Genomic DNA, 17,001 nt, shown 5'->3' with positions numbered 1-17,001 from the left:
CTGACCGATGACCCTGCACGCCGCCACCGTCGCTTCGCCGTTCCCGCAACAGGCGCTGCCGCCATGGCGGCGTGCGGTGCTGAAGGTCGGCAGCAGCCTGCTGGCGGCCGATGGTGGCGGCCTGTCGCCACGCCACGCGCTGGGCCTGGCCCAGTTTGTATCCGCCAACGTACTGGCTGGGCGCGAGGTGGTGATCGTCTCCTCCGGCGCGGTTGCGGCGGGGCGCGCGATCCTGCCGCGGGCCGATGAACCCGGTGCGGCGATGGCGGCGCGCCAGGCCCTGGCCGCGCTCGGCCAGGCGCAGCTGATCGGGCTCTGGCAGCGCTTCTTCGAGCGCCCGGTGGCGCAGGTGCTGCTGACCCACGACGACCTGCGCAACCGCCGCCGCTACCTCAATGCACGCGCCACGCTGAGCGAACTGCTGCGGCTGGGTGCGCTGCCGGTGGTCAACGAGAACGACACCGTATCGGTGGACGAGCTCAAGCTCGGTGACAACGACAACCTGGCCGCGACCGTGGCCGCGCTGGTCGATGCCGATGCACTGTTCATCGCCACCGACATCGACGGCCTGTACAGCGCAGATCCGCGCACCGTGGCCGACGCGCGGCCACTGCACGACGTGCCGGAACTGAGTGACGATGTGCTGGCGATGGCCGGCGGCGCCGGCTCGCGCGCCGGCACCGGCGGCATGCGTACCAAGCTTGAGGCGGCGGCCAAGGCGGGCCGCCTTGGCATCGAGACCTACCTGTTCAACGGCCGCAGCAGCGATGTGGTGCGCGCGCTGGCGCAGGACCGCCTGTTCGGCACCCGCATCCACGCCGCACGCAGCCGCGAGGCTGCCCGCAAGCACTGGCTGCGGCACGCGCCGCTGGCCGAGGGCGCGATCGTCGTCGATGCCGGTGCGGCACAGGCGATGCGGGAGAAGGGCGCCTCGCTGCTGCCCGGCGGCATCACCGCTGCCGAGGGGGCATTCCGGCGCGGCGACATGGTGCAGGTGTGCTGGATCGCACCGCAGGGGCGTGTCTGTGTCGCCCGCGGCGTCAGCCAGTACGCGGCCGACGACGTGCGCCGGATCGCCGGCCATCATTCGCGCGACATCCAGGCCGTGCTGGGCTACAACTACGGCGGCAGCGTCGTCCATCGTGACGACCTGGTGCTGCCATGACCGGTTTGAAGGACACCCCGATGAGCGAAATCGAAGCCCAGGCGCGCGCCTGCCGTGATGCAGCGCAGATCGTTGCCGGCCTGGACAGTGCGGCGCGACGCACGCTGCTGCTGGCGATGGCGCAGGCCCTGGAAGTAAATGCCGGACTGATCCTGGCCGGCAACGCACGCGACCTCGCCGCCGCGCGCGACAAGGGCGTTGGCAGTGCCATGCTCGACCGCCTCGCACTGGACCCGCCGCGGCTGTTCGCGATGGCCGAGGCGGTGCGCGAGGTGGCCGCGCTGCCTGACCCGGTCGGCCAGGTGACGCGCGACGACGTACGTCCCAACGGCATCCGCGTGCAGAAGGTGCGCGTGCCGCTGGGCGTGATCGCGATGATCTACGAGGCGCGCCCGAACGTGACGGCCGAAGCCGCCGCGCTGTGCCTGAAGGCCGGCAATGGCGTGATCCTGCGCGGTGGTTCCGAAGCGATCCACTCCAATACCGCCATCGCCCAGGCGCTGGCCGGTGCATTGAAGGCCAACGGCGTACCGCCGGCGGCGGTGACCGTGCTCACCGACCTGCGCCGCGAGGCGATGCTGGAACTGCTGCAGCTGCATGAGCTGATCGACCTGGCCATTCCGCGTGGCGGCGAAGGCCTGATCCGTTTCGTGGCCGAGCACGCGCGCGTGCCGGTGATCAAGCATTACAAGGGGGTGTGCCACCTGTTCGTGGACGCCAGCGCCGACCTCGGCAAGGCCATCGACCTGCTGGTGGACGGCAAGTGCAGCCGGCCGGCGGCGTGCAATTCGCTGGAGACGCTGCTGGTGCACCGCGCCGTGGCTGACGCGTTCCTGCCGCGCGTGGCGCAGGCGCTGGGTGAGCGTGGGGTGCAGCTGCGCGCCGATGCGCAGGCGCAGCCGTTGCTGCCGGGCAGCACGGCGGCGACCGAGGAGGATTACGCCGCCGAGTTCCTCGATCTGGTGCTGGCGGTGCGCGTGGTCGATGATCTTGATGCAGCCATCGCGCACATCCGCACCTATACCTCCGACCACACCGAAGTGATCGCCACCGAGGACACCGGCCACGCCGAGCGCTTCGTCAACGCGCTGCGCTCGGCGGTGGTGATGGTCAACGCTTCGTCGCGCTTCTCCGATGGTGGCCAGCTGGGCCTGGGCAGTGAGATCGGTATTTCCACCACGCGCCTGCACGCCTACGGCCCGATGGGCTTGGAAGCCCTCACCGTTGAACGATTTGTCGTGCGCGGCGAAGGGCAGACGCGTACATAAGTGGATCCACGCCGCGCGTGGATGCTCTTCGCGGCAAACCCCGGTGCCGACCAAGGCCGGCACCCACCAGGCCCAAGCGCCGACCAAGGTCGGCAGCTACCAAAGCAAGCGCCGACCCAGGTCGGCAGCTACACCACCTCGCGGCGGATTCCGACCGGCCGTGCGTGATCATCCATGTGCAGCGTGGCGGCCTTGCAGCCCATCAGGCGTTCGGCCAGCCCGGTGCTGGCGCCCAGATCGGCGGCCACTTCGTTGAGGCTGGCCAGGGGCCGCGGCAGGCGGCGTTCGCGGCCACGGAAGCGGGCGCGGTTGTACTCGGCCCAGGCGATCAGCAGCACGCTGGCGCACAGCAGCATCAATGGCAGCGCGACCAGCACGTACGGGTCGAACTGGTTCTGCCGTTCGTAGAGCTGCCGCCAGGCCAGCTGGCCACCGATCAACCACGAGAGCAGGGTCACCAGGGGGGCCCACAGATAGAAGTAGAAGCCCCAGAACGCCAGGGTGACGAAGCCCCAGGCCGTGCGCTGGAAGTGTGGCTGGCGATGCGGCTTGCGGATCATCCGCGAGTCGAAGCGGTTGGACGGGCGTTGCGCGTTCATCGGATCCCCCGGTCAGGGCTGGTCCAGGTGGCGCGCTTGCTGCGACGGCGCAGCAGCGTCTTGGGCAGCGCCACCAGGGTGGTGGAAAGGCTGATCAGCCAGTACGCCATCGGGTACCAGATGACCCAGAAGTAATTGCGTCCAATCTGTGTTTCGTAACGCCGGTCGATGATGAGGCTGCTGGCGAACTGCAGCAGGCAGACCAGCGCCAGGATCACGCCATGCCACTCCGGCAGCAGGCTGGCGATATGCAGCTGCGGCGGCAGCTCGATGAACTTGCCCAGTGCCCACAGCAGCACGATGAACAGCATCGTGTAGGCCCAGACCACGCTCAGCACGTACTCCAGCAGCACGCCCCACATGCGCCGCTCTTTCCAGTGCAGCAGCGAGCGCGCGTGGCGCAGCATCACTTCCACGCCGCCCTGGGCCCAGCGCAGGCGCTGCCGCCAGAGGCCCTTGAGCGTCTCCGGCATCAGGATGAAGCACAGCGCATTGGGTTCGTAGCGGATGTCCCAGTGCGCGCGCTGCAGGCGCCAGCTGATGTCGATGTCCTCGGTCACCATGTCATCCGACCACCAGCCGACCTGGTGCAGGGCAGTGCGGCGGAAGCCGGCGATCACGCCGGAGATGGTGAAGATGCGGCCATACACGCGCTGTGCCCGCTTGATCATGCCGATGATCGAGGAGAATTCCGCCACCTGCAGGCGTCCGAGCAGGGTGGAGCGGTTGCGGATGCGCGGGTTGCCGGTGACCGCACCGACCCGGTTGCCACTGACCAGGTGCCAGACCATCCAGTGCAGTGCATGCTCTTCCAGCATCGCATCGCCATCGATGCACACCAGGTACTCCGAGCGTGCGGCCAGTGCGCCCATGCGCAGCGCATTGGCCTTGCCCAGGTTGCGGTCCAGGTGCAGCACGCGAAGCCGTGGATGCCTTGCCGCCAGCGCATCCAGCCGTGCGCCGGTGTCATCGCTGCTGCCATCGTCGATGGCGATCACTTCGTAATCGGCGGGGTAGCGCTGGGCCAGCGCCGCAGTGAGCGTGTCGTCCAGGTTTTCTGCTTCGTTGTGGCAGGGCACCAGCAAGGTCGCGAAGGGAGGGGCGATCATCAAGGGCGGATCGTTGCGCGGACGTGAGTGACGCTCGCGCCGGAAGTAGTAGTACAGGCCACCGGACATCCAGAAGAACGCCATCACCATCGGGTAGTAGAAGGCGAACTGGAACAGGACCTGCAGCAGCGGATGCATGTCCACGTCACTTCTCCGGGTACGGGAAGTTGCCGGCGGACATTGCCGCGCGGGCATCGCGGGTGGAGGGCTGGTCGGCGATGAAGTCATCGGGGTACCAGGCGAAGTGGTGCACGCCCTGCGCTTGCAGCTGGCGGATCTGCGCACGCAGGCGCCCGGCGGGAATCGGCTGCCCGCTGCGCCAATCGACGGTCTGCAGCTCGAACAGCGTGTGCTGAAGCTGCGGGTCGTGCGCGCGTACCGCGGCCAGCAACTGGTCGAGCCAGCGCTCGGGGTGCCTGCTGCCTTCCATCCACGGCATCGCCATCAGCGCCGTCTGGTCGTAGGCCTTGTTGAACAGGTCCAGGCGCTGCGCGAACCAGGCTTCGCTCTGCGGGCGGAGTACCGGCTCGGCATACAGGTTGCGCACCGTTGCCAGTTTCGGCCGCCAGCGCTGCGCGCTGTTGCGCAGAGCCAGGGTGAAGTCGATCAGTGCCTGGGTACGTGCGCTGCCATCTTCGCCGGCCGCCAGGGCGGGCAGCTCGGTGTCGCGCAGGTAGCCGTCGTCATGGAACAGCAGGCCTTCGAAGTAGGAATTGACCGCCAGGTCCTCGTAGATGTCGAGCATGATCTGCCTGGCCTTCGGGTTGGTGAAATCCAACCGGTACATGCCGTCGGCATCCCCATTGCGGATCGCCAGCACCTTGCGCTGCTCCGGGTCGGGCAGTTCGAAGCCGAGCACTGGCAACCACGCGTAGACCTTCACGCCCGCGCGGGATTTCAGCTGCCAGGCGACGCGGCTGAACAGGTCCGCCCGCATCGGCATGTGCCGGTTCGGGAAATACAGCGCATCGGCGGTGTTGTTGCCGTCCGGGTCGGCAAAGGCCTGCAGATAGACATGGGTCGGCGCGATGCGCTTGACCCGCTCGATCAATGCATCGAGATTGCGTGCCTGCTGCGCTGGATCCGGGTCATACATGTCATCCAGATCGATCTGCAGGGCGCGGATGCCATCGAGCGCCACGTCTCGGCGCAGTTCGTAGGCCAGGCCTTCCACGGTCGGGTTGTTGCTCACCAGCAATCGTGCCAGCCCGTGCAGGTCGGGGGCCACTGGCGTGCTACGGCCTTCCAGGTCGAACGAAACCGGCATGCCCAGCTGCTCGGCGATGTCGTTGCTCAACTGGTTGTACGCGGCATATGGCCAGACGATGGCGCGCGGGCGCACGCCCAGGTGCTGCTGGATGCGCTGCACGCTGCGCGAAAGATCAGTGCGCAGGCGCTGCTCATACTGTGTCCCGCTCTCGTAGCTGCGCGTGGCCGGGGTGTAGATGCGGGTGACCACGGCGGGCGTGGAGTTTCCCTGCGGATTGGCAAGCACGCCGTGGTGCAGGTCGTCGGTATGGCTGGCCACTTCGATCAGGCCACTGTCGTGCATCTGCTTCAGCTGCGCCCAGGTCACGAAGTCATCGTGGCCGAACGGGCGGTAGCCGTAGTCGATGGTGCGGCCCGGTGCCATGTCCACGTAATCGGTGATCACCGCCACCAGGGCCGGGTAGTGGTAGGCCTGCAGCAGCGGGAAGGCCTTGTCGTAGACGCTGCGCAGGCCATCGTCGAAGGTCAGCAGCACCGGCTTGGGAGGCAGCGTGGCGCGGCCCTGCGAGGCCTCGATCAGCTGCGACAGCGAAACCGGGTGGTAGCCGTGCGCGCCCAGCCAGTCCAGGTGCGCGGCGAAGTTCTGCGTGCTCACCGCATAGGAATCGGCATCACCCTTGGCGGCCACCTTGTCGCGGATGTCGTGGTAGCTGAGGATCAGCAGGCCGTTGTCGATCGCATCAAGATGCAGGGGCTGCTGCGCGAACGCCGGTGGCACGCAGGCCAGCAGCAGGAGCACGATCAGTCGCAGGAAGCGGGCCATGTCAGTCTCCCCAGCGCAATGCGGCTTCGAAGCCGATATGGCGCTCGCGATGGCCGTCGTAGACCGGTCGTGACCACCGCACGCCATACTCGAACACGCGGCCAGGGCCCAGCTGCCACTCGTGCATGTAGGACACCGACGGCACCAACGCGCTGCCGAAGCCGTCCTGCCAGTAGTCGCCCAGCGAGACGGTCAGCCGGTGCCGGAAGTGGCGCTCGTAGTGCCGCCACAGCTGCTGGTCGATGCGCAGGCCGATCTCGACCATGCGGTCGCGCTTCGGGTTGAAGTAGGGCGCATCATCGCGGCTGCCGCGACTGGTGTAGGCACTGGCCAGGCCATCGACCAGCCAGCGTGGGCGGGTCAGCAGGCGCTGTTGGACGCTGGTGCCGAACAGCTCGCGGTGGTTGCCGTCGTCATAGCGGAAGCGGCTCGCGCCGAACGTCCAGTGGGTGAGCTCGCTGCGCCGGTAGTCCACCTGTGCGCTCACGCTGTCGGCGGTGATGCCGGCCGCGCGCGCCTGCATCGAGGCCTCCGGGTCATTGCGTGCGACCACCACGCCGGCGTGCCAGGAATCGTTGAACTGCCAGCCGACGCCGACGCGCAGGCCGGTGTCGCCGATGTGATCGTTGGCGCGCAGGACCGCCGCTTCCGCATCCAGCTGCCCGAAGCGGTAACGCACGCCCGCACCCAGCCACAGGGGATCGATGCGCTGGTCCTGGAAGTCGGTCACGCGACGGTCGGCGAGGGCGAACAACCGCCAGCGGTCATCAAGGACCGGCGTCTCCACGTCCACGCCGTAGTGGCGGTCGTTGTTGCCCAGGGGCGAAGTACCACCGCCCCCGGAGCTGCGGCCGATGTCGGTCCATGCCTTCAGCTGCCAGCCGCGATGCGCGCGCCAGGCCTGGTCCATGCGTTCGACTGCCGGCTGGGTGGGGTAGCGTGCGACCAGGTCATCGTGCAGCGGCCGCGCCAGGTCGTCGCGCTGCAGGGCGACATAGGCCTCTTCCATGCCCAGCCGCGGTTCGATGTCCCGCGGATCGAGCGCGTGTGCCATCTGCTGGCGCTGCAGCGCCCGGCGTGGCCAGCCGCGCATCATGTAGACGCTGCCCAGCGCACTCTGCAGCCCGCCGTTGCCGGGTGCGATCTCGACCATCGACTCCAGGTCGTGCTGCGCGGTGTGCAGGTCGCCGCTGTAGGCGCGCACCATCGCCAGGTTGAGATCGGCCTCGTAGCGCGACCAGTTCGCGTACGGCGACTTGCCGTTGCTCCAGCGCCACGCCGGCTCCTTGTCGCGCCATGCCTGCAGCAGGTCGATGGCCTTTTCCTGCTGCTCGCTTTCCAGGTAGGCGTAAGCCAGTTCCGAATGCGAGGCGTCGCGCGTCGGGTCGCCAGCGACGGCCGCCTGCAGCACCGGGATGGCTTCTTCCGGGTGCAGGGTGCCCATCAACGAATCGCCCACTGCGGGCAGCACGTAGTCGGGCAGGGTGTGGCCTTCGGCCTGCAGTGCCCGCGCTTCCTCGCGGACCTGTGCATGGCGGCCCAGCCGGTTGAGCAGGATCAGCCGGTCCATGCGGATCCGCAGTGGTGCCTGCGAGGGCGGGGTGCCTTCGCCGCCGAGGTAGCGCTGCATGCGGGCCAGGGTCGATTCGGCTTCTTCCAGGCGGCTGTCCTCGCTGCTGCTGTAGGCCAGGCTCCAGACCACCAGCTTGGCCAGGTAGTCGCCTTCCAGGCGCTGTTTCTGCGCAGCGTCGAACAGTTGCGGGCGCTGCTGGTACAGCTCCCACGCACGCCAGGCGTTGCCGATGTCGCCCAGCGTCAATACGCGCAGCTTGAACAGCAGGTCGTCGTTGGGTTGCTGTTGGCTGGCGCGCTCGATCGCGCCCAGGGCGTCCAGCCAACGCGCCTGGTCTCGATAGCGGCCGATCTCGGCCAACGCTGCTTCGCGGTCGGGCGGGGCAGCGCTGCTGGCCCAGGCCAGGGCGGTGCAGGCGAGGCCGACGCAGAGCGCCAGCCGGCGGTGGACAACCATTGGGGACCCCCTTGGCTTCCGAACCAGACAACCTGAAAAATGTGACGCACATCACATGCCAGCTTTTGGCGTGGCCGTGGCCCGCGTCACTCCCTTCGTGCATTCCCGCCCAGCGAAGACGGATACAACCCGGACAGCGACCTGCGATGTCTTGTCTGAAACGAAAGTCCCCCGCACACCGAGTGGTGGCCCGGGCGGCGCTGCCGCCCCCATGCCCGATGCCGGCACGCGGCAAGGATGGGCATTCGTGGGCACTATCCGCCCGGAATTGTCAGCCCGGCGTCAAAATGCGCAGACGGGCTGACGAATGGTAGGTGGGCCCGGTTGCGGGCCCCACGTGGCTTACCAGAGATCTTCCAGCTTGCGCGGCTTGCAGGCCACCCACGAGGCGCACAGCATCAGGGCGGCGCAGCCGAACAGGAAGCTGAACGGGAGGGTCCAGCCGTCGCTGACCGTGTGCAGCCAGCCGACCAGGAACGGGCCCAGGCAGCTGAAGCTGTAGCCCACGCCCTGCATGAAGCCGGACAGCGCCGCCGAGCCGGTCGGGGTGCGGGTGCGCAGGTTGATCAGGGTCAGTGCCAGCGGGAAGGTGGATGGGCCGACGCCGAGCAGGCAGGCCCACAGCAGGGGGGCCTTCATCGGTGCCAGCAGCAGGCCGGTGAAGGCGATCACGAACGAGAAAAAGCCGATCAGCACCAGCGGGAACGGGTTCTGCATGCGCACCGCCATCGACGGAATGACCAGCGATGGCAGCAGGCCCAGCGCCGAGAACACGGCGACCATCACGCCACCGAACGCGGGCGTGCCACCGGCCTCGACCACGATGCGCGGCAGCCAGGTGAACATCGAGTAGGTCATCAGCGAGGTCATGCCGAACATCAGCGTCATGCTCCAGCCCAGTGACGTGCGCCAGACCTTGCCATGCGGCTGCGCGGTCGGATCGGACACGTTGGACTGCGGCTTCGGCGCGCGCGTGGCCAGCACCAGCCACGGCAGTGCGGCAGCCAGCGCCAGCAGCGCCCACATGCCCAGCGACACGCGCCAGCCTGCGGCGTTGGCCACCGGCACCGCCAGCAGTGCCGGCAGCATCGTGCCCAGCTGCAGCACGCTGATGTAGAGCGTGCTCATGGTGCCGACCTTGTTGGCGAAATAGCGCTTCACCAGCGGCGGCACCACCACGTTGCCGATGCCCATGCCGGCCAGTGCCACCACCGAACCCAACAGCAGCGTGCCGACGTTGCCGGCGCTGGAACGCAGCAGCAGGCCGGCCATCGCCATCACCATCGCCAGCAGCGTGGTGCGCTCCAGCCCGAGGCGCCGCGCCAGTGCCGGCGTGGCCACGCCGAACAGTGCGAACGACGCGGTCGGCAGCATGCCCAGCACGCCGGTCATGGTGGTACCGAAACCGAACTGCTGGCCGAGCACGTCCAGCAGCGGAGTGATCGAGGTGACCGCGGTGCGCAGGTTGATCGCTGCCAGCAGGATCGCGGCGAATGCGAGGACGCGGCCGTGCAGCAGCGACGGCGAATCGGAAGGGGAGGAACTCATCGGTGGTCCTTGCAGGTGTCGCACGCCGGGGCAATGGCATGCAGCGCCGGCATCGGTCTACGCCGAAGCGGCAGGTGGGGGAGGGGCTGCTGGCGGGCCGGCAGCGCGGCCATTGTACGTGCGGGCTCCGGCAAGGTCCCGTCATGCGGGCGGCCAGGTGCCTGATACAAAAAAACCCGGAGGACAGTGATGTCTTCCAGGCTTCTTGGTGACCACCGAAGTGGTCGGGGAGACAGGATTCGAACCTGCGACCTCTACGTCCCGAACGTAGCGCTCTACCAGACTGAGCTACACCCCGAAGGGAGCCGCCTATTCTAGCGATTCACCCCGATGGCGGCAAGGGGTGAATGCTGTTTTCTTCACACTGCCGAAGCAGTGCCACTTCAGGGAACAAAAAAGCCTGGACGACTTCACCAGGCTTCAATGCGACCACCGAAGTGGTCGGGGAGACAGGATTCGAACCTGCGACCTCTACGTCCCGAACGTAGCGCTCTACCAGACTGAGCTACACCCCGAAGGAGCCGCCTAAGATACCGTGTGAAGGCCAAGGCGGCAAGGTTTTTTTACAGCTCAGCGACGATTTTCTTTCTCGATGCGGTTCTGCTCGCGGGCTTCGAACCACATGCCGTTGAGGATGGCCACCGTCGAGGCGAGGCCGGCACCGAGAATCCAGGCGAAATACCACATGATCAGTCTCCTTCATTCCGGGTAGGTGCCGACCGTTGGTCGGCACACGTGCAAGCAATCAATACGCGTTCGGGTTGTTGCCCATCTCTTCGGTGGTGGTCTTGCCCTTCAGCACGCGGTACACCCAGGTGGTGTAGGCGAGGATGATCGGCAGGAACACCGCCGTGGCCAGCAGCATGATCCACAGGGTCAGGTGGCTGGACGAGGCATCCCACACGGTCAGGCTGGAGGTGGGCTGGCTCGAGGACGGCAGCAGGAACGGGAAGATGGCGAAGCCGACGGTCAGGATGATGCCGGCGATGGCCGCACCGGAGGCAATGAAGGCCAGGCCGCCGCGGCGGGCACGCAGCAGCACCGCACTGGCGAGCAGGCCGGCCAGGCCGAGCAGCGGGGCCAGGATCGTGGCCGGCATCGTGCTGTAGTTGCGCATCCAGCCACCGGCGGCGCCGAGTTCGGCGGTCTTCAGCAGCGGATTGGTGGCGCCGTCGGTGACCACCTGCGAGGTGATCTGGTAACCCGGCAGGCCGAAGGCCACCCAGGCGCCGCCGACCGCAAAGAGCACGAAAGCGATGATCGCGGCGATGCTGCCGAAGCGGGCCGCACGCTCGGCCACCGGGCCGTCGGTCTTCAGCACCAGCATGGCGGCACCGTGGGCGACCAGCATCGACACGCTGAGCAGGCCGGCCAGCAGTGCGAAGGGCATCAGCAGGCCGAAGAACGAGCCGGTGTAGAAGATGCGCATGCTGTCATCGAAGTGGAACGGCACGCCCAGCACCACGTTGCCCACCGCCACGCCCATGATCAGCGCCGGGATGAAGCCACCGATGAACAGCGCCCAGTCCCAGGTGTTGCGCCAGCGCTCGCTGGGCATCTTGCTGCGGAACTTGAAGCCGACCGGACGCAGGATCAGGGCGAACAGGATCACGAACATCGCCAGGTAGAACCCGGAGAAGCTGACCGCGTAGAGCGGCGGCCAGGCGGCGAAGATCGCGCCGCCGCCCAGGATCAGCCACACCTGGTTGCCTTCCCAGACCGGACCAATGGTATTGATCACCAGCCGGCGCTCAGCGTCGTTGCGGGCGACGAAGGGCAGCAGGGTGCCCACGCCCAGGTCGAAACCATCCATCACGGCGAAACCGATCAGCAGGATGCCGAGCAGCAGCCACCAGATCACGCGCAGCGTGGTGTAGTCCAGAAGAATGAAATCCATCTTGGTTCTCCTGCCTCAGGCCTGGCCGGCGGCCGGCGCCGAGGCATTGTGGGAAGCATGCGGCTGGGGCGACTGCAGCGACGGCAGCACCTCGTCCGGACCCTTGCGGATCGCCTTGAGCATCAGCTTGATCTCGACCACGATCAGCGCGGTGTAGATGGCAGTGAAGCCGGCCAGGGTCAGCACGATGTCATGCAGGGCCAGGCCCGACGCCGCATAGAAGGTCGGCAGCACGCCATCGACCGCCCACGGCTGGCGACCATACTCGGCCACGAACCAGCCGCACTCGATCGCGATCCACGGTGCCGGCAGCGTCCACAGGGCCAGCTTGAGGAACCAGCGCTTGTCCTGGAAGTTGTTGCGGCACGAGTAGTAGAAGGCCAGTGCGAAGAAGGCGATCAGGTAGAAGCCCAGGCCGGCCATCACGCGGAAGGTCCAGAACAACGGCATCACGCGCGGCACCGTGTCCATCGCCGCCTGCGAGATCTCCTGCGGGGTGGCGTTGAGGATGTCATCGCGATAGCGCTTGAGCAGCAGGCCGTGGCCCAGGTCCTGCCAGTGGCGGTCGAACATCTCGCGCGCTTCAACGTCGTTCTTGTTGGCGCGCAGGCGTTCCAATGCACCGTAGGCCAGCTGGCCGCCACGCACGCGGTGTTCGGCGCGCTCGACCAGTTCCAGGATGCCGGGAATCGGCTGGTTCAACGAGCGGGTGGCGATCAGGCCCATCAGGTAGGGGATCTTCACCGCGTAGTCGTTCTGGTGAGTCTCCTGGTTGGGGATGCCGAAGGCGGTGAAGTCGGCCGGCGCACGCTCGGTCTCCCACATCGCCTCGATCGCGGCCAGCTTCATCTTCTGGTGTTCGCTGGCGGCGTAACCGCTCTCGTCACCCAGCACGACCACCGACAGCGATGACAGCAGGCCGAACGCCGCGGCCACCGCAAACGAACGACGGGCCAGGTCCTTGTGCTTGTTGCGCAGCAGGAACAGGGCGCTGATCGCCATCACGAACACCGCACCGGTCACGTAGCCGGCGCTGACGGTGTGCACGAACTTGGCCTGCGCCACCGGGTTGAACACCACCGCCATGAAGTCGACCACTTCCATGCGCATGGTTTCCGGGTTGAACACCGCACCGGTCGGGTTCTGCATCCAGCCATTGGCCACCAGGATCCAGATCGCCGACAGGTTGGTCCCCAGCGCCATCAGCCAGGTCACCATCAGGTGCTTGACCTTGCTCAGGCGGTTCCAGCCGAAGAAGAACAGGCCGACGAAGGTCGCTTCCAGGAAGAACGCCATCAGGCCTTCGATCGCCAGTGGCGCACCGAAGATGTCACCCACGTAGTGGCTGTAGTAGGACCAGTTCATGCCGAACTGGAATTCCATGACGATGCCGGTGGCAACGCCCATGGCGAAGTTGATGCCGAACAGGACGCCCCAGAACAGGGTCATCCTGCGCCAGATCTCCTTGCCGGTCATCACGTACACGCTCTCCATGATGGCCACCATGAAGGACAGGCCGAGGGTGAGCGGTACGAATAGGAAGTGGTACATCGCGGTCAGCGCGAATTGCAGCCGCGACAGTTCTACGACTGTCTGATCAATCATGGCCTGGCTACCTCGTTGGATAGTGCCGTTGCAGGTGGCGGGAAGGGTGGTCTACGACGTGAATGATGTGACCGACTACTTCAAACAGCCTTGATCCAGATCAATGTATGAACAGGTGCCCCGGTTGATCGTATGCCAACCTGATGAAGACTGCGACCGCCGGCCGCAGGGGCGGGCTATTGCCTGCGCCTACAATGCCGTGTCTCCCCCGCTGCCCGTGAAGACCTCTTGAGCGCTGCCGAAACGACCCCTGACGGCCTGTCCCCGGATGCTGAAACCGCCCGCCAGCGGCGTGTGCGCACGGCCTGGCTGGCCGACCTGGCACGCTCCGCCCGGGGCCGCCAGCGCCTGGCCGCGCTGTGCATCAGCCTGTCCGGCGCGCTGTTGATCGGGCAGGCTGCCGCCATCGCCTGGCTGGTGCAGCAGGTGCTGGTGGAGCGCGTGCCGCTGGCCTCTGGCCTGCCGGTGCTGGCGGGATTGGCGGTGATCCTGGTGCTGCGCACCCTGCTGGGCAGCGCCACCCAGGCCGCCGCCGGTGACGTGGCCGACGCCGCCCGGCTGGCACTGCGCGAACGCGTGTTCGCGCGCCTGCTGGGCCAGGGCCCGCTCTGGCTGCGGCAGCGCCGCACCGGTGAACTGGGCGAACTGATGCTGCATCACGGTGATGCGATCGAGAGCTATTACAGCGGCTTCCTGCCGGTGCGCACCGAAGTGGTGGTGGTGCCGCTGCTGATCCTGGCCGCTGTCGCCTGGGTGGACTGGGTGGTGGCGCTGATCCTGCTGTTCACCGCGCCGCTGGTGCCGTTCTTCATGATGCTGGTGGGCTGGGGCGCTGAAGCCGCCGGGCGCGCGCAGCTGGGCGAACTGGCGCGCATGAGCGGCCATTTCGCCGACCGCATCAAGGGCCTGGGCCTGCTGCGCCTGTATGGCCGCGGCGAAGCCGAACTGGCCGGCATCGAGGCCGCGGCCGAAGGCGTGCGCGTGCGCACCCTGAAGGTGCTGCGCATCGCCTTCCTGTCGTCCACCGTGCTGGAATTCTTCGCCTCGGTGAGCGTGGCGATGGTGGCGCTGTACCTGGGCCTGAGCTATCTGGGCATGATGTCGCTGCATGCAGCGGTGCCGACGCTGGGTGCGGGCCTGTTCTGCCTGCTGCTGGCGCCGGAGTTCTATGCGCCGCTGCGACGGCTGGCTGCGCACTACCATGATCGCGCCAATGCACTGGCCGCCGCCGCCGAAGTGGAGCGCCTGCTGCAGTCGCTGCCGGACGAGCAGGGCCTGATCGAGAACGAGGTTGCGCCGCTGGCGGTGGAGCCGGCCGAGGCCGCCTTGCCGCCACTGCAGGCGCAAGGACTGGTACTGCGCCCGTTGGGTGCGCCGCAGGATGTGCTGCGGGATCTGGACCTGCTGCTGGAGCCGGGCCAACGCCTGGCCCTGGTCGGTCCCAGCGGGTCCGGCAAAAGCACGCTGCTGGAGGCGCTGGCCGGTTGGTTGCCGCCGCGTGCCGGCAAGCTGCAGCTGGGCCCCGGCGTGCAGGTGGCCTATGCCAGCCAGCGACCGTACCTGTTCCATGGCAGCATCGCCGACAATCTGCGCCTGGCCGATCCCGCAGCCAGCGATGCGCGGTTGCGCGCGGTGGCCGAGGCTTCGCAGGTCCTGCAGTTTGCCCAGCGCCTGCCGCAGGGGCTGGACACGGTGATCGGCGAACGCGGCTTCGGCCTGTCCGGTGGTGAAGCCCGCCGCATTGGCCTGGCCCGCCTGCTGCTGCGCGACCCGCAGGTGCTGCTGCTGGACGAACCCACCGCGTTCCTCGATGCCGATACCGAGGCGGCGCTGCTGCGCAGCCTGGCCGCGTATGCGCGCGGGCGCAGCGTAGTGGTCGCCACCCACAGCCCGGCGGTGATCGCCTGGGCCGATCGTTGCCTGCTGTTGCCGGAAGGCCGCCTGGTCGAGCCGGCACAGGCGGTGCGCGCATGAGCCGTTCGCCTGATTCGCTGCGCGCGGTATTCCTGCGCCACCGGCCGCGCCTGTTGCTGACCCTGCTGCTGCTGTGGACCACGATGCTGGCCGGCACGGCGCTGCTGGGCCTGTCCGGTGGTTTCCTCACGGCGGCCGCGCTGGCCGGTGCGGCCGGCCTCGGCCAGGGCTTCAACTTCTTCTCACCCTCGGCCGGCATCCGTGGCCTGACCATGGCGCGCATCGTGTCGCGCTACTTCGAAAAGCTGGTCGGCCACGATGCCACGCTGCGCATCGCCCGCGACCTGCGCGTGTGGTTCTTCCGCCGCGCGCTGCCACTGGCGCCGGCACGATTGGGCGCCACGCGCACCGGCGAGCTGCTGGCGCGGCTGCTGGGGGACATCGGCGAAGTGGATGGGCTGCTGGTGCGTGCGATCGGGCCGCTGGTGGCGCTGGGCGCGCTGTCGCTGGTGGCGGTTGCCTCGGCAGCGCTGATCCTGCCCTCGGCGGCGGTACTGCTGGCGGTGCTGGCGCTGCTGATCGCCTTCGGCGTGCCGTGGCTGGGCGTGCGTGGCCACGATGACGAAGAGGCCGATCGTGCCGCGCACCGCGCGGCGTTGCGCACCGCTGCATTCGAAGGGCTGGAGGGGGCCGGTGACCTGGCTGCGCTGCATGCCGATGCGGCTTGGCAGCTGAAGGTACGCGTGGCCGCCAAGCAGCTGGCCTCGCGTGATCGTCGTCGGCGTTGGCGCCTGATCGCGGCCTCGACCCTGCACGGCCTGGTGGCGGGGCTGGGCCTGGTGGCGATGCTGGCGTTGGCCCTGCACGCCGCCGAACAGCAGCACATCGCGCCGGAAATGGCCGCAGGCCTCGTCTTCCTGACCGTGGCGCTGATCGAACTTTGGGCCGGCATGGGCCTGGCCTGGCAGTCGCTGCAGTCCGGGCGCATTGCTGCCGACCGCCTGCAGGCCATCGTCGAACAACCGCCGACGGTGGAGGATCCGCAGACGCCGCAGCCGGTACCCCAGGTGGCGCGCGTGCATTGGGATGACGTGCACTTCCAGTGGCCAGGTGCCGCTCGGCCGGTGTTGTCCGGCCTGCAGCTGACCCTGGCACCGGGGGAACGCATCGCGATCCGTGGCGACAGCGGCAGCGGCAAGACCACGCTGTCCAGCCTGCTGCTGCGGTTGTGGGATCCGCAACAGGGGCGAATCACCTATGGCGGACGCGACCTGCGCGACGTCGCCCAGGCCGAGTGGCACCGCCAGCTGGCCTGGCTTCCGCAGAACGCACCGGTGTTTGCCGGTACCGTGGCCGAGAACCTGCGGCTGGGGGATCCCGACGCCCGTGATGCTGCGTTGTGGGCGGTCTTGCGCCGCGTGCGCCTGGGCGACTGGGCTGAGCACAACGGTGGCCTGCAGGCCTGGGTCGGCGAGAACGGTGCGACGATGTCGGCGGGCCAGGCACGACGCCTGGCGCTGGCGCGCGCGCTGCTGCGCAATGCGCCGATCCTGCTGCTGGACGAACCCACCGAAGGCCTGGACGTGGATACCGCACGTGCGCTGTTGCAGGACCTTTCCGGGTTGCTGGACGGGCGCAGCCTGCTGATGATCACCCACGACGACCTGCCCGAAGGCGTGGTCGATGCGCAGTACCGGTTGCGCGACGGGATGTTGGAGCGCGAAGTGCTTCGGTAGATGCCGACCTTGGTCGGCACATCCACGCATGGCGTGGATCTACTGTTGAGCCGAGCCCATGCTCGGCTCCGGAAGCAAGCCAGCCGAGCATGGGCTCGG

General features: G+C 67.8%; 12 protein-coding genes and 2 tRNA genes. 4 read left to right on the top strand and 10 right to left on the bottom strand.

All coding sequences use genetic code 11. From position 1 onward, the window contains the following. Positions 1 to 7 precede the first annotated feature (7 nt). Together proB and AC5QAB_RS00890 are read left to right on the top strand one after the other, a co-directional pair. On the top strand, positions 8 to 1,165 hold the full coding sequence (gene proB, locus AC5QAB_RS00895) for a glutamate 5-kinase (protein WP_014647780.1): 1,158 nt from the start codon (positions 8 to 10) through the stop codon (positions 1,163 to 1,165). Continuing rightward, positions 1,162 to 2,433, top strand: coding sequence for a glutamate-5-semialdehyde dehydrogenase (locus AC5QAB_RS00890; protein ID WP_014647779.1), 1,272 nt, complete (start codon positions 1,162 to 1,164; stop codon positions 2,431 to 2,433). The genes proB and AC5QAB_RS00890 overlap by 4 nt, the downstream gene beginning before the upstream one ends. A gap of 128 nt (positions 2,434 to 2,561) precedes the next feature. Here AC5QAB_RS00890 and pgaD read toward each other — a convergent pair whose 3' ends face one another. From pgaD to AC5QAB_RS00840, 10 genes are all read right to left on the bottom strand, one after another. Further along, positions 2,562 to 3,032 carry a poly-beta-1,6-N-acetyl-D-glucosamine biosynthesis protein PgaD gene (gene pgaD, locus AC5QAB_RS00885; protein WP_014647778.1) on the bottom strand — a complete coding sequence of 157 codons (471 nt, stop codon included), beginning with the start codon at positions 3,030 to 3,032 and terminating at the stop codon, positions 2,562 to 2,564. Beyond that, positions 3,029 to 4,279, bottom strand: a complete 1,251-nt coding sequence (gene pgaC / locus AC5QAB_RS00880) for a poly-beta-1,6-N-acetyl-D-glucosamine synthase (RefSeq protein WP_172412062.1) — start codon at positions 4,277 to 4,279, stop codon at positions 3,029 to 3,031. The genes pgaD and pgaC overlap by 4 nt, the downstream gene beginning before the upstream one ends. 7 nt (positions 4,280 to 4,286) lie before the next feature. Next, complete coding sequence (gene pgaB / locus AC5QAB_RS00875) at positions 4,287 to 6,173, bottom strand: poly-beta-1,6-N-acetyl-D-glucosamine N-deacetylase PgaB (protein ID WP_495233109.1); 1,887 nt, start codon at positions 6,171 to 6,173, stop codon at positions 4,287 to 4,289. 1 nt (position 6,174) lies between these two features. Further along, positions 6,175 to 8,202: a poly-beta-1,6 N-acetyl-D-glucosamine export porin PgaA gene (pgaA, locus tag AC5QAB_RS00870; RefSeq protein ID WP_032956114.1), complete on the bottom strand. Its 2,028-nt coding sequence runs from the start codon at positions 8,200 to 8,202 to the stop codon at positions 6,175 to 6,177. Positions 8,203 to 8,544: 342 nt separating this feature from the next. Beyond that, the gene (locus tag AC5QAB_RS00865; RefSeq protein WP_014647774.1) at positions 8,545 to 9,750 is read right to left on the bottom strand and encodes a CynX/NimT family MFS transporter; all 1,206 of its coding nucleotides are present in this window, start codon (positions 9,748 to 9,750) and stop codon (positions 8,545 to 8,547) included. Between the two features lie 221 nt (positions 9,751 to 9,971). Further along, positions 9,972 to 10,048, bottom strand: a tRNA-Pro gene (locus tag AC5QAB_RS00860). A gap of 140 nt (positions 10,049 to 10,188) precedes the next feature. Continuing rightward, positions 10,189 to 10,265: transfer RNA gene (locus tag AC5QAB_RS00855), tRNA-Pro, on the bottom strand. A gap of 55 nt (positions 10,266 to 10,320) precedes the next feature. Then, positions 10,321 to 10,437, bottom strand: coding sequence for a cytochrome bd-I oxidase subunit CydX (gene cydX / locus AC5QAB_RS00850; protein ID WP_005410354.1), 117 nt, complete (start codon positions 10,435 to 10,437; stop codon positions 10,321 to 10,323). Between the two features lie 58 nt (positions 10,438 to 10,495). Then, positions 10,496 to 11,647 (bottom strand): cytochrome d ubiquinol oxidase subunit II, encoded by a 1,152-nt coding sequence (gene cydB, locus AC5QAB_RS00845; RefSeq protein ID WP_014647773.1) that lies wholly within the window; start codon positions 11,645 to 11,647, stop codon positions 10,496 to 10,498. 15 nt (positions 11,648 to 11,662) lie between these two features. Next, entirely contained in the window at positions 11,663 to 13,252 is a 1,590-nt protein-coding gene (locus AC5QAB_RS00840; protein ID WP_032958157.1) for a cytochrome ubiquinol oxidase subunit I, read from the bottom strand. A gap of 228 nt (positions 13,253 to 13,480) precedes the next feature. On the opposite strand from AC5QAB_RS00840, the gene cydD reads away from it, so the two are divergent. Continuing rightward, entirely contained in the window at positions 13,481 to 15,226 is a 1,746-nt protein-coding gene (cydD, locus tag AC5QAB_RS00835) for a thiol reductant ABC exporter subunit CydD (RefSeq protein ID WP_495233108.1), read from the top strand. Then, complete coding sequence (cydC, locus tag AC5QAB_RS00830; protein ID WP_495233107.1) at positions 15,223 to 16,902, top strand: thiol reductant ABC exporter subunit CydC; 1,680 nt, start codon at positions 15,223 to 15,225, stop codon at positions 16,900 to 16,902. Before cydD ends, cydC begins: the two co-directional genes overlap by 4 nt. Positions 16,903 to 17,001 lie beyond the last annotated feature (99 nt).

It is taken from the genome of Stenotrophomonas sp. YJH_SMC_127 (assembly GCF_059372445.1).
The sequence above is the reverse complement of the archived record's forward strand: the minus strand, read 5'-3'. Positions and strand labels throughout refer to the sequence as shown.

Bases quoted from the DNA above. Each gene is read 5' to 3' on its own strand.
- proB (WP_014647780.1), top strand. From the start codon at position 8: ATGACCCTGCACGCCGCCACCGTCGCTTCGCCGTTCCCGCAACAGGCG.
- AC5QAB_RS00865 (WP_014647774.1), bottom strand. From the start codon at position 9,750: ATGAGTTCCTCCCCTTCCGATTCGCCGTCGCTGCTGCACGGCCGCGTC.
- pgaD (WP_014647778.1), bottom strand. From the start codon at position 3,032: ATGAACGCGCAACGCCCGTCCAACCGCTTCGACTCGCGGATGATCCGC.
- pgaB (WP_495233109.1), bottom strand. From the start codon at position 6,173: ATGGCCCGCTTCCTGCGACTGATCGTGCTCCTGCTGCTGGCCTGCGTG.
- cydB (WP_014647773.1), bottom strand. From the start codon at position 11,647: ATGGATTTCATTCTTCTGGACTACACCACGCTGCGCGTGATCTGGTGG.
- cydC (WP_495233107.1), top strand. From the start codon at position 15,223: ATGAGCCGTTCGCCTGATTCGCTGCGCGCGGTATTCCTGCGCCACCGG.
- AC5QAB_RS00840 (WP_032958157.1), bottom strand. From the start codon at position 13,252: ATGATTGATCAGACAGTCGTAGAACTGTCGCGGCTGCAATTCGCGCTG.
- pgaA (WP_032956114.1), bottom strand. From the start codon at position 8,202: ATGGTTGTCCACCGCCGGCTGGCGCTCTGCGTCGGCCTCGCCTGCACC.
- cydX (WP_005410354.1), bottom strand. From the start codon at position 10,437: ATGTGGTATTTCGCCTGGATTCTCGGTGCCGGCCTCGCCTCGACGGTG.
- pgaC (WP_172412062.1), bottom strand. From the start codon at position 4,279: ATGCATCCGCTGCTGCAGGTCCTGTTCCAGTTCGCCTTCTACTACCCG.
- AC5QAB_RS00890 (WP_014647779.1), top strand. From the start codon at position 1,162: ATGACCGGTTTGAAGGACACCCCGATGAGCGAAATCGAAGCCCAGGCG.